The following is a 12,350-nucleotide window of genomic DNA, read 5'->3' as shown; positions in this document are numbered from 1 at the left end:
ACTGGAAGCCGCCGCCGCTGTGCTAAGCTCCACGGCCTTTTCGGTCAAGTCGAAGCACCCGCGCATGTCCGAGCAGCAACCCTCTGCCGCCAGCACCTCCAGCCTGAAGATCTATTTCCGTCTGCTGGGCTATGTCCGTCCCTATGTCGGGCTTTTTCTGATCAGCATCGTCGGCTACATCATCTTCGCCTCCACCCAGCCCATGCTGGCCGGCATCCTCAAGTACTTCGTCGACGGCCTGAGCAATCCCGACGCCGTCCTGTTCCCCGACGTCCCGTACCTGCGCGACCTGAAGCTGCTGCAGGCGGTGCCCTTGCTGATCGTCCTGATCGCGGCGTGGCAGGGGCTGGGGTCCTACCTGGGCAACTACTTCCTGGCCAAGGTATCCCTGGGGTTGGTGCACGACCTGCGGCTCGCCCTGTTCGACAGCCTGCTGACCCTGCCGAACCGCTACTTCGACAGTCATAACTCCGGTCATCTGATTTCGCGCATCACCTTCAACGTGACCATGGTCACCGGGGCCGCTACCGACGCCATCAAGGTGGTGATCCGTGAGGGGCTGACGGTGATCTTCCTGTTCGGCTACCTGCTGTGGATGAACTGGAAACTGACCCTGGTGATGGTGGCCATCCTGCCGCTGATCGCCCTGATGGTGAGCAGCGCCAGTCGCAAGTTCCGCAAGCAGAGCAAGAAAATCCAGGTGGCCATGGGGGACGTTACCCATGTGGCCTCGGAAACCATCCAGGGCTACCGGGTGGTACGCAGCTTCGGCGGCGAACCCTACGAGTCCGCCCGTTTCAGGAAGGCCAGCCACGACAACACCCGCAAGCAACTGCGGATGACCAAGACGTCGGCGGTCTACACCCCCATGCTGCAGCTGGTGATCTACACCGGCATGGCCGCCCTGATGTTCCTCGTGCTCTTCCTGCGCGGCGATGCCAGCGCCGGCGATCTGGTGGCTTACATCACCGCCGCAGGCCTGTTGCCAAAGCCGATCCGCCAGCTCTCCGAGGTCAGCTCCACCGTGCAGCGCGGCGTAGCGGGCGCGGAAAGCATCTTCGAACAACTGGACGAGTCCCCGGAGGTCGATCGTGGCACGGTCGAGCGGGAACGGGTGAGCGGACGCCTGGAAGTGCGCGATCTGAACTTCCAGTACCCGGGTACCGACAAGGCCGTGTTGCAGGACATCAGTTTCGCCGCCGAGCCCGGGCAGATGATCGCCCTGGTGGGGCGTTCCGGCAGCGGCAAGTCCACCCTGGCCAACCTGATTCCCCGCTTCTACCACCACGATCAGGGGCAAATCCTGCTGGATGGTGTGGACATCGAGGCGTATCGCTTGCGCAACCTGCGCCGCCATATCGCCCTGGTGAGCCAGCAGGTCAACCTGTTCAACGATTCGGTGGCCAGCAACATCGCGTATGGCGACCTGGCCGACGCGCCGCGCGAGGCGATCGAGCAGGCCGCCGAGGCGGCTTACGCCAAGGAGTTCATCGACAAGCTGCCGCAGGGCTTCGATACCGAAGTGGGCGAAAACGGCGTGCTGCTCTCCGGCGGCCAGCGCCAGCGCCTCGCGATTGCGCGTGCTTTGCTGAAGAACTCGCCGGTGCTGGTGCTGGACGAGGCCACCTCGGCCCTCGACACGGAGTCCGAGCGGCACATCCAGGCGGCGCTGGATCGCGTCATGGACGGCCGTACCACCCTGGTCATCGCCCACCGCCTGTCGACCATCGAGAAGGCAGACCTGATCCTGGTCATGGATCAGGGACGGATCGTCGAGCGCGGCAAGCATGCCGAACTGCTGGCCATGAACGGTTATTACGCCCGTCTGCACGCCAGCCAGTTCGAGGAGGAAGCTCAGCCACAGGAGGGCTGAGCAGTTCAAGAGCCAGCGGATCAGGGAAGGCCCCAGGATGTTGTTCAACAGATTCAGGGTGTACCGGGAGAACGGCTGGGAGGCGATCGATGCCGCCGCCTACCGTGACGCCTGGCAGCGTTTCGGCGGCAGCGTCGCCACGCATCCGCAAGTGGTCGAACGCCTGTCCGGCCTGGCGGGCGTCCCGGTGCGCTACCTCGGATACCGCGGCGAGGGGGGCATCCAGGCGGCCATCCCGACCTGGGGGCGAAGCCTGGCGCTTTCCCGGCGGGTACTCAAGCGCAAGGGCATGCGCAACCTCTTCGACCTGGGCAACGCCGAGGTCATCCTGCCCGCCGCGCCTGGCACGGGAATCACCCTGCGCCACGAAGGCGCCTACCTGTCCGAGTTGAACCTGACCGGGTTCCGGGGCCTGCGTCCGCAGAAGGATCAGCTTGCCATGGCCCGTGCGCCGGAAGAACTGTCGAAGAAGTTCCGCTACAACCAGCGCCGCGAACTCCGCCTTTTCGAGGAGGCCGGTGGCGTGGTGCGGCCGGTGGCGGACTTCGCGTCTGACGAACTGGCGGCCATCTACACCGAGCTGTTCGAGCGACGCTGGGGCTTCGATGTCCCGGGCAAGGGCAACCTGGCCGAGGTCTTCGGCCTGTTGCGCGAGTTCCTCGGCGGTTCGCTGCTGCTGCTTGACGATGCCCCCGTGGCCGTTCAGGTGCTGTACAGGGTCGAGTCGCCAGACTGGATCAGTTACGAGTACGTCAACGGCGGCGTTGACCCGCTCGCGCACTCTCTCAGCCCGGGCAGCGTGCTCAGCTTCATCAATACCCAGGCCGCCTGGGAAGACGCCCGGGCCAGGGGCAAGCGGTTGCGCTACTCGTTCGGCCGCGCCGATCGCGAGTACAAGGATCGTTGGTGCAACAGGGTTGCCGCATTTCGGGTGTAAGTGAATGGAAACACGCAAACAGCAACTGCTGCGCCGACACCGGCGCGGCAAGCGTCTCTTCATGGTTGCGGCGCTGGTGGTCCTGGCCGTGCTCGACTGGTTCGGCGGCTGGAACAGCCTGCCGGTGTTGCTGGTCCTGGCCTGGATCGCCCACGAGGCCTGGTTCGCCGATCATCTTTTCTATTCCCCGCGGGAAGACTACCGCTACGACTTTCCGTCGTCGGCTCCCGGTTTTTCGGGCGTCCTGCGCAAGCACGGCTTGCAGTTCGAGGCTGACCAACTGCCGGCCGACGCCGACACCCTGATCCTTGCCGTCCAGCTCCGCAGCCGCTGGCTGGGACGCTGGCTGGACCCCCATGTCCTGATCGACGACGGCCAGTCGTCGGATCGCCAGGACTTCGAGCGCGGCGTGCGCGGCCTGCGTTACCTCAATCTGTCGGGCCTGCTGCCGGCCCTGCGCGAAGGGCGTTTGCGTCTGCGGGGGCGCCGTTGCCGCCTGGCGCCCGAGGTCAGGTTGTTCGCTTTCAGCAATCCGAACTACGCAGCGCGGCGGACGATGGTCATCGCCCCCCACGCCGACGATGCCGAGCTGGCCGCCTTCGGGTTCTATAGCCGTTGCGCCGAGGTCAGCATCGTCACCCTGACCCAAGGCGAGATCGAAGCGCAGAGCTACCGGAAAATGGGGCTCGACAAGGCCGCCGCGGCCCGGCTGAAGGGACGCCTGCGCAGTTGGAGCAGCCTGGCGGTGCCGCTGTGGGGTGGCGTGCCGGCCAGTCGTTGTGTGCAGTTGGGCTATTACTGCCTGCAGCTCGCTCCCATGGCGGCCGAGCCGAACAAGGCCTTCGCTTCGCTGGAGTCCGGCGAGTCGGACATTCGCAGCGTGCGCCGCTTCAATCCCCTGGCGCTGCCGGGGGATCTCGACGGCGTGCCGAGCTGGAACAACCTGGTGGGCGACCTTGCCGCACTGCTCAAGCGCTTCCGTCCTGAAGTGGTGGTGCTGCCGCACCCCGAACTGGACCCGCATCCCGATCATATCCAGGCCAGCCGTGCCCTAGCCGAGGCGGTCGAGCGCGGCGGCTGGCGGCCGGAGATCCAGCTGCTGTACGCCAATCACCTCTACGACAACGACCGCTGGCCCATGGGCCCGGCGGGTAACGGTGTAGCGCTGCCGCCACGGCAGGTGCCGCTCCCGGCCGACGGACTGTGGAGCCCGGTGTTGGAGGCATCTTCCCGTATGGATAAGGCCCAGGCCCTGGCCATGCAGCATGACCTGCAGACCCCTTTGCCGTTCAAGAAACGCCTGCGCCGCCTGATCCAGTGGTTGCTGGCCGGCCGGCGCTGGCCGGAAGTCGGCCAGGACGATTTCTTCCGCAAGGCGGTACGCCGCCACGAACTCTTCTGGGTGCGCCCGGCGTGCGATGGAGAACCTCGGGCCGACTGAGCTGCTATGTTATGATCCGCGCCGTTTTTGACGTCCGGAGTCTCCATGAAGCTGTCCATGCCCCGATTCGATCAGGCCCCCGTGCTGGTGGTGGGCGACGTCATGCTTGACCGCTACTGGCATGGCGGCACTTCGCGCATTTCCCCCGAGGCGCCGGTGCCCGTGGTCAAGGTCGAGCAGATCGAGGATCGTCCCGGTGGCGCGGCCAACGTTGCGTTGAACATCGCCGCTCTCGGCGCGCCGGCCGTGCTGGTGGGCATCACCGGCGTCGACGAAGCGGCCGACAGCCTGACCGACAGCCTCAATGCGGCGGGCGTGGATGTGCATTTCCAGCGCCTCGCCGAGCAGCCGACCATCGTCAAGCTGCGCGTGATGAGCCGCCACCAGCAACTGCTGCGCATGGACTTCGAGGAAGCCTTCGATACCGACGCCGACGCCCTGGCCCGGGAGGTCGAGCTTCTCCTGCCCCAGGCCAGGGTGCTGGTGCTGTCCGACTACGGCAAGGGCGCGCTGAGGAACCACCAGGTGCTGATCCAGGCGGCCCGCCGTCGCGGCGTGCCGGTGCTGGCCGATCCGAAGGGCAAGGACTTCGGCATCTACCGCGGCGCCAGCCTGATCACGCCCAACCTCAGCGAGTTCGAAGCCATCGTCGGCCGCTGTGCCGACGAGGCCGAGCTGGTTGCCAAGGGCGCCTCGCTGATGCAGGAGCTGGAGCTGGGGGCGCTGCTGGTCACCCGTGGCGAGCATGGCATGACCCTGCTGCGCCCCGACCACCATCCGCTGCACCTGCCCGCCCGTGCCCGCGAAGTGTTCGACGTCACCGGTGCCGGCGACACCGTGATTTCCACCCTGGCGGCCGCCCTGGCCGCCGGCGAAGAACTGCCGCAGGCGGTCGCCCTGGCCAACCTCGCCGCCGGCATCGTCGTCGGCAAACTGGGCACCGCCGCCATCAGCGCACCGGAACTGCGCCGTGCCGTGCAGCGCGAGCAGGGCTCCGAGCGCGGCGTGCTGAGCCTGGACCAGCTCCTGCTGGCCATCGAGGACGCCCGCGCCCACGGCGAGAAGATCGTCTTCACCAATGGCTGCTTCGACATTCTCCATGCCGGCCATGTGACCTACCTGGAGCAGGCTCGCGCCCAGGGCGACCGCCTGGTGCTGGCGGTCAACGACGATGCCTCCGTCAGCCGCCTCAAGGGGCCCGGGCGCCCGATCAACAGCGTCGAGCGGCGCATGGCCGTTCTGGCCGGCCTGGGCGCGGTGGACTGGGTCGTCAGCTTCGCCGAGGACACGCCGGAGTCCCTGCTCAGCCAGGTCCGACCCGATGTGCTGGTCAAGGGCGGCGACTACGGCATCGACCAGGTGGTCGGCGCCGATATCGTCCGCGCCTACGGCGGCGAAGTACGGGTGCTCGGCCTGGTGGAGAACAGTTCCACCACCGCGATCGTCAACAAGATCCTGGATAAGTCCTGAGTCCGCGCCATGCTCGAGAAGCTCTACCTGCGCCTGCGCAACTTCGCCTACAAGAACCGCTTCAAGATCAAATCCGGTAACCGGCTGGAGCTGCCGGTCAGCGCGCAGCGGCAGATGAAGAAGATCACGGTCAAGCTGGGCGGACGCAACAACCGCTTGATCGTGGGAGAGGGCGTCCAGCTCACCCATTGCGAGATTCGCCTCGACGGTCAGGACAACTTGATCGAAATCGGCCCCCGGGTACGGTTCAGCTCCGGCAAGATCTACCTGCGCAACACCAGCGGCCAGCACATCCGCATCGGCGAAGACACCACGGTCGAAGGGGCCTACCTGCTGGTGGACGAGGCTTCCAGCATCGATATCGGCCGCGACTGCATGCTCTCCACCGATATCCTGATTCGCACCGGCGACAAGCACTCCATCCTCGATGCGCAGACCGGCCAGCGCCTGAATCCGTCCCGTGACGTGTGCATCGGCGACCGTGTCTGGATCGGCCGTGACGTTCAGGTCCTCAAGGGAACGGTCCTGCACCCCGAATCGGTGGTTGGTGCCTGCTCCGTGGTCAGCCGTGCCTTCGACGAAGGCAACTGCGTGGTCGCGGGCGTACCGGCGCGCGTCGTCAAGCAGGGCATTCGCTGGGACCGCGCCCTGCTCTGAACCGTCGCCACTGGCAGCGCTGCCAGGCGCGGCTGTCGACCCGGTCATAGGCGTCCGGGCCGGGGCCGACCATCATCGCGGCATCCTCATCCTGCATGGAGTGCGATGCCGATGTCCCCCAATGCACAGGGGCGCGCCCTGGCGCTGCTCAATCGCGTGGCCCAGGCCCACTGGCCCGACCGTTTCAAGCTGCGCAAGACCTTCGAGAAGCTGCTCTACGGCGGTGCCCGCGCCGGGTTCAGGCTGGCCGCGCAGCGCGACCGCAAGGTGCTGCGACCGGCCGGCGCGGACGAACTGTTCGACCTTTCCCTGTCCGATGAGCAACGGATGCTGGTGGAAATGCTGGATGCCTTTGCCCTGGACACCCTGCGCCCGGCCGCCCATGACGCGGATGCCCAGGGCGCGGTGCCGGCTGGACTGCTCAACCAGGCCCATGCGCTGGGACTGGCGCACTATGGCGTTGGCGAGGGCCTGGGCGGCCTGGCCGGCGAGCGCACTGTCGTGACCACCGCGCTGATGGCCGAGGCCCTGGCCAAAGGCGACCTGAGCCTGGCCGCCGCGCTGCTGGTGCCGCTGTCGGCCGCCAACTGCATCCGCCGCTGGGCCTCGCCCGCGCAGCAGGCTGCCTGGCTGCCGGCCTTCGTCGGTGAGCAGATGGCGCCCCGCATGAGCATCGCCGTGAGCGAACCCACGCCGCTATTCGACCCGCACAGCCTGGCCACCCGCGCGCGACGCAAGGGCACGCACTACGTGCTGAGTGGCGAGAAATGCCTGGTGCTCGACGGCCTGCAGGCCAGTCACGTGATCGTCGCGGCGGAAACCGGCCAGGGGCCTGCGCTGTTCCTCGTCGACGCCGGCAGCCGGGGCCTCGAACTGCGCCCGGAACCGGCCATGGGACTTCGCGCCTGCGGTACGGCGCGCGTCCGCCTGAAGGCGGTGAAGGTGCCTGTGGACAACCGCCTGGCCGCCGATTTCGATTACCCGGCCTTTCTCGATTTCGGCCACCTCGCCTGGTGCGCCCTGGCGGTGGGCACCGCCCAGGCCGCGCTGGACTACGTGATCGGCTATTGCAACGAACGCACCGCCTTCGGCGAGCCCATCAGCCATCGTCAGGGCGTGGCCTTCCTGGTCGCGGACATCGCCATCGAACTGGACGCCATGCGCCTGCTGGTCTGGCGCGCCTGCGCCCGTGCCGAGCGTGGCCAGGCGTTCCACCGCGAGGCCTACCTGGCGCGCCTGCTGTGCGCCGAGAAGGCCATGAAGATCGGCACCGACGCCGTGCAACTGCTCGGTGGCCATGGTTTCACCCAGGAGCACCCGGCCGAGCGCTGGTACCGCGACCTGCGCGCCGTCGCCCTGATGAGCGGCGGCCTGCACCTGTGAGGACGACGGCATGAATCTGGAAATCCCGAAGAAATGGCGTGGGCTGGGCAACCAGGCCCATCAGGTGGCGGCGCGCTACTTCCGCCCGCTGTCGCGCAAGTACGACAAGGCCGAGCACGCCTACCCGCGTGAGCTGGACCTGCTGGCGGCACTGCTGGATGGCATGAATGCCGGCTCTCCGGACGCCGTGGGTGCCGGCTCGGCGAGCCGCCGGGGTGCCGGGGCGGAGGAGGGCGTACGCAACGGCGGCAACCTCTCGGCATTGCTCGGCGTGATGGAGCTGTGCTGGGGCGATGTCGGGCTGCTCCTGGCCATGCCGCGCCAGGGGCTGGGCAATGCCGCGATTGCCGCGGTGGCCAACGAGGACCAGCTCCAGCGCTTCCGAGGCACCTGGGCGGCCATGGCGATTACCGAGCCCGGATGCGGCTCGGATTCGGCGGCCATCCGTACCACGGCGGTGAAGGAGGGCGATCATTACCGGCTCAATGGCGAGAAAATCTTCGTCACCTCCGGCGAGCGCGCCGATGCCGTGGTGGTCTGGGCCAGCCTGGACCGCAGCCTGGGGCGCGCCGCGATCAAGTCCTTCGTGGTGGAGAAGGGCACGCCGGGCATGAGCGTGACGCGACTGGAGAAGAAGCTCGGCATCAAGGCTTCCGATACCGTCTCCATCAGCTTCAACGACTGCCGGGTGCCGGCGGCCAACCTGCTGGGCAGCGCCGAGGTCGATGTGCAGAAGGGCTTTGCCGGAGTGATGGAAACCTTCGACAACACCCGCCCGCTGGTGGCCGGCATGGCCGTCGGCGTGGCCAAGGCGGCCCTGGACCGCACGCGGGAGCTGCTGGCCGGGGTGGGCTGCGTGTTCGACTACCGTAAGCCGCTGCTCGCTGTCCGTCATGCCGAGGCGACGCTCTACCGGCTGGAGGCCGAATGGGAGGCTGCGCGCCTGCTCACCCTCAAGGCCGCCTGGATGGCCGACAACCGCCTGCCCAACTCCAAGGAAGCCTCCATCGCCAAGGCCAAGGCTGGCCGCGTGGCCAACGAGGTCACCTTGACGTGCGTGGAGCTGGCCGGGGCCCTGGGCTATGGCGAAGACGAGTTGCTGGAGAAGTGGGCGCGGGATTCGAAGATCCTCGACATCTTCGAGGGTACCCAGCAGATCCAGTTGCTGATCGTGGCGCGGCGCCTGCTGGGCAAGAGTTCCAGTGAACTGAAATGACCCGGCGGGTTCAGTGACGACGGGGCGCATCACGCGCCCCGGTGTTCAGCAGGCCAGCTTTTTTCCCTGCGGCCGGGCCGTCCCCACCCGTGCCAGCCAGTCGCGCCAACGCACGCGCTCCTCGTGCACCAGCCAGCCGTCCTGCTCGGCGAAACTCTCCGAGAGCCAGATGCCGCGAGGGCTGGCAGCCTTGAGCTCGCCATTGCGCAGGGTCAGGAGGTCGCCGGTGGGCAGGCCCTGGTGCAGGGGCAGCAGGTAGATATCGGGCCGCCGCCGCTCCAGACAGGCCACCAACTGGCCGTCCTGGAGTACCTCGTCCACATGGAAGAGGCTGATCTGGTGGCTGTCCCGGGGCAGGTCCAGGCGCAGGTCGTAGACCAGTTGCAGGGAAGCCGTCGGCACGTGCACGTAAGCTTGTGGCCGCTCCAGCAGGGTCAGTTTGCCGTTGCGCACCGGGCGCGCGGCGCCGGACAAGGGGCTGAGGCGGAAGTGGGGGGATTCGCGATATCGCAGTTCGCGCTGGTAGGGCGTTGGCAGCCAGGTGTCGGCGAAGCGTCCGGCGAGCCAGCCTTCCGGGGTTTCGATCAGGCACTCCTCGGCCACTTCCTGGATGGCGGTGAGCAGGGGCAGGTTCAGTTCGTGGGCCGGGACGTAGCCGGAAATCAGCTTGAGCACGGTATCGCCGCGATCCGCCCGCCGCTGCCGCACCAGCAGCCAGTAATCGCGGCCCTGGAGGGTCAGGGTCAGCCGCACGGAAACCCCGAGATTGGCCAATTCCACCGCGAAGCGCTGGTTGTCGTTGACCTGCACCGGGCGGCGGCGCTCCAGCATCTGGGTGAAATTCAGCGGCCGCCCCAGGCTCTGGTAACTCAGGGCGTCGGCACTGGCTTCGACATGCAACGGCAGGGTCTTGAACGCGCTGGGGTCCTTGCGGGCGAGGATTCGCGGCATGTCGGCTCCTTCTGGCTTCTTATGGATGACCCTCGATGACGGCGACAGCCGTCGCGACATTATGGGACAGATGCAGCGGATTAATGGTCCCGATTATCGCGCTGGTCACCGCGGGATGACCGAAGATCAGTTCGAAGCTGGCGCGCACCGGGTCGACGCCGGCTGCGAGGCAGGCGTGGCCGCTGGCCAGGCCCTTCTTGATCAGGATGCCCTTGTTCTGTTGCAGGGCGAAGTCGAGCACCGGCTTCTCGCCCTGCTCGTTGAGGTTGTAGGTGACCATGGCGCAATCGCCCCGTTCCAGGGCCAGCAGGCCACCGTCCACGGTCTTGCCGGAGAGGCCGAAGGCGCGGATCTTGCCGGCCTGTTTCAGTTCGGCGAGGGTCTGGTAGACGCCGCTGTCCTGCAGGATGGCCAGGTCGTTGCCGTCGGAATGCACCAGCACCAGGTCGATGAAGTCGGTTTCCAGGCGTTTCAGGCTGCGCTCGACGGAGCGCCGCGTGTGTTCGGGGCTGAAGTCGAAGTGGGAGATGCCGCCGTCGAACTCCTCGCCCACCTTGCTGACGATCACCCAGTCCTGGCGCTGGCCGCGCAGCAGCGGGCCGAGGCGTTCCTCGCTGCGGCCGTAGGCCGGGGCCGTGTCGATCAGGTTGATACCGAGGTCGCGGGCCAGGGCCAACAGCCGACGAGCCTCGGCATCATCGGGAATGGTGAAACCGGACGGGTATTTCACGCCCTGGTCGCGGCCGAGTTTCACCGTGCCCAGGCCCAGCGGGGAAACCATCAGGCCGGTGTCGCCCAGGGGACGATGGTGGGAGTGCAGGCCGTTCATCCGAGTAACTCCTCCCAGGCTGGCTGCGCCACGGGCGGGCGGGGCAGCGCCGGCAGTGGCGCATGCGTACCCGGTTTCACACCGTCGCGCTCCAGGCCCGCCAGCACGCGGTCGGCGAAGTCCGGCGCCAGGGCCAGCTTGGTGGGCCACCCCACCAGCAGACGGCCCTGCTCGCTGAGGAAGGCGTTGTCCGGGCGAACCAGGCCGCTCTGCGCCGGTTCGGCGCGATCCACCCGCAGGGTCGCCCACTGGGCGGCGGAGAGGTCGATCCAGGGCAGCAACTGGCGCAGTTCCTGTTCGCCGGCGGCGATCTGCTCGGCCTCGTTGCGGGCGACGCCATCGGCTTCGGCGAGGTCGCCGCCCAGGTACCAGACCCACTGGCCATCGGCGGCCGGGTGGCTGGTGACGGTGATCCGTGGCTTGGGCCCGCCACCGAGGCAGTGGGCGTACAGCGGCTTCAGGCTGGGGGCCTTGACCATCACCATGTGCAGCGGGCGGCGCTGCATGGCCGGCTGCTGGATGCCGAGGCTGCCAAGCAGGGCTTCATTGCCGGCGCCGGCGCTGAGCACGATGCGCTGGGCGCGAACCTCGCGCCCGTCGAGGCGCAGGCCGGCCAGTTGGCCGCTTTCCTGCAGGGGTTCGACTTCGCGGGCCGCCAGCAGGCTGTCGCCGGCCAGTTCCGCCAGGCGCGCGATCAGGCTGGGGACATCCAGCACCAGTTCGGCCAGGCGATAGACCTTGCCCTTGAACTTCGGGTGTTGCAGCGCCGGCGGCAGCTCGGTGCCCTTGACCTGGTCGACGCGGCCGCGCACCGCCTTGCTGGCGAAGAAGCTGGTGAGGTTGCCGGCCAGGGTGCCGGGGGACCAGAGGTAGTGGGCGTCGGAGAGCAGGCGCACGCCGGACAGGTCCAGTTCACCGTGGCCGGCCAGGGCCTCGCGCCAGCGCCGCGGCATGTCGGCGATGGCCTCGGACGCGCCGGTCAGGGCACCGTGCAGGGCGTACTTGGCGCCACCGTGGATGATCCCCTGGGACTTCACGCTCTGTCCGCCTCCGAGGCTGGCGTTCTCCACCAGCAGGGTGGAATAGCCCAGCTTGCGCAGACGGGCGTTGAGCCAGAGGCCGGCGATACCGCCGCCCAGGATGAGCACATCGGTGGAAAGGGATTCGGCCATGGGGTGCGGGCGCCTCGAAAAAAACAGGGGCGCAGTATAGCGCCCCTGTCGGTGAAGCTGCGGGAAGAGCCGGCTCAATGCCCGGTGCTGCTGGAGAACAGCTGGATCACCACCACGCCGGAAACGATCAGTCCCATGCCGAGTACGGCGGGGACATCCAGCTTCTGCTGGTAGAGCACCAGGGCGGCGACGCTGACCAGCACGATGCCGAGACCGGCCCAGATCGCGTAGGCGATGCCTACCGGGATGCTGCGCACCACCAGGGTAAGCATCCAGAAAGCGATGGCGTAGCCGCCCACCACCAGGATCAGCGGCAGGGGTTTGTTGAAGCCGTCGATGGCCTTCATCGAGGTGGTGGCGATCACTTCGGCGGCGATGGCAATGGCGAGATAGATGTAGCCGGTCATGGTCGGGCCTCCTG

General features: G+C 67.4%; 11 protein-coding genes. 7 read left to right on the top strand and 4 right to left on the bottom strand.

Features of this window, described 5'->3' with window-relative positions; genetic code table 11:
• The first annotated feature begins 64 nt into the window (after positions 1-64).
• From msbA to PJW05_RS24375, 7 genes are all read left to right on the top strand, one after another.
• The gene (gene msbA, locus PJW05_RS24405; protein WP_271409502.1) at positions 65-1,873 is read left to right on the top strand and encodes a lipid A export permease/ATP-binding protein MsbA; all 1,809 of its coding nucleotides are present in this window, start codon (positions 65-67) and stop codon (positions 1,871-1,873) included.
• A gap of 40 nt (positions 1,874-1,913) precedes the next feature.
• The gene (locus PJW05_RS24400; RefSeq protein ID WP_271412298.1) at positions 1,914-2,810 is read left to right on the top strand and encodes a GNAT family N-acetyltransferase; all 897 of its coding nucleotides are present in this window, start codon (positions 1,914-1,916) and stop codon (positions 2,808-2,810) included.
• Positions 2,811-2,814: 4 nt separating this feature from the next.
• Positions 2,815-4,251: a PIG-L deacetylase family protein gene (locus PJW05_RS24395; protein ID WP_271409501.1), complete on the top strand. Its 1,437-nt coding sequence runs from the start codon at positions 2,815-2,817 to the stop codon at positions 4,249-4,251.
• Between the two features lie 45 nt (positions 4,252-4,296).
• On the top strand, positions 4,297-5,721 hold the full coding sequence (gene hldE / locus PJW05_RS24390; RefSeq protein ID WP_271409500.1) for a bifunctional D-glycero-beta-D-manno-heptose-7-phosphate kinase/D-glycero-beta-D-manno-heptose 1-phosphate adenylyltransferase HldE: 1,425 nt from the start codon (positions 4,297-4,299) through the stop codon (positions 5,719-5,721).
• Between the two features lie 9 nt (positions 5,722-5,730).
• Complete coding sequence (locus PJW05_RS24385) at positions 5,731-6,378, top strand: acyltransferase (RefSeq protein ID WP_271409499.1); 648 nt, start codon at positions 5,731-5,733, stop codon at positions 6,376-6,378.
• A gap of 105 nt (positions 6,379-6,483) precedes the next feature.
• On the top strand, positions 6,484-7,761 hold the full coding sequence (locus PJW05_RS24380; RefSeq protein WP_271409498.1) for an acyl-CoA dehydrogenase family protein: 1,278 nt from the start codon (positions 6,484-6,486) through the stop codon (positions 7,759-7,761).
• 10 nt (positions 7,762-7,771) lie between these two features.
• Positions 7,772-8,977: an acyl-CoA dehydrogenase family protein gene (locus tag PJW05_RS24375; protein ID WP_271409497.1), complete on the top strand. Its 1,206-nt coding sequence runs from the start codon at positions 7,772-7,774 to the stop codon at positions 8,975-8,977.
• Between the two features lie 45 nt (positions 8,978-9,022).
• Here the strand turns inward: PJW05_RS24375 and PJW05_RS24370 are convergent, their stop codons facing one another.
• The 4 genes from PJW05_RS24370 to PJW05_RS24355 form a co-directional block, all read right to left on the bottom strand.
• The gene (locus PJW05_RS24370; RefSeq protein WP_271409496.1) at positions 9,023-9,928 is read right to left on the bottom strand and encodes a metal ABC transporter ATPase; all 906 of its coding nucleotides are present in this window, start codon (positions 9,926-9,928) and stop codon (positions 9,023-9,025) included.
• 19 nt (positions 9,929-9,947) lie between these two features.
• On the bottom strand, positions 9,948-10,757 hold the full coding sequence (locus tag PJW05_RS24365; RefSeq protein ID WP_271409495.1) for an aldo/keto reductase: 810 nt from the start codon (positions 10,755-10,757) through the stop codon (positions 9,948-9,950).
• Positions 10,754-11,929: an NAD(P)/FAD-dependent oxidoreductase gene (locus tag PJW05_RS24360; protein WP_271409494.1), complete on the bottom strand. Its 1,176-nt coding sequence runs from the start codon at positions 11,927-11,929 to the stop codon at positions 10,754-10,756. The genes PJW05_RS24365 and PJW05_RS24360 overlap by 4 nt, the downstream gene beginning before the upstream one ends.
• Positions 11,930-12,003: 74 nt before the next feature.
• On the bottom strand, positions 12,004-12,336 hold the full coding sequence (locus PJW05_RS24355) for a DMT family transporter (RefSeq protein ID WP_271409493.1): 333 nt from the start codon (positions 12,334-12,336) through the stop codon (positions 12,004-12,006).
• Between the last annotated feature and the right edge of the window lie 14 nt (positions 12,337-12,350).

It is taken from the genome of Pseudomonas sp. Q1-7 (assembly GCF_028010285.1).
In the GTDB taxonomy this organism is placed as follows: Bacteria; Pseudomonadota; Gammaproteobacteria; order Pseudomonadales; family Pseudomonadaceae; genus Metapseudomonas.
This window is presented reverse-complemented; position numbering and strand designations above follow the sequence as displayed.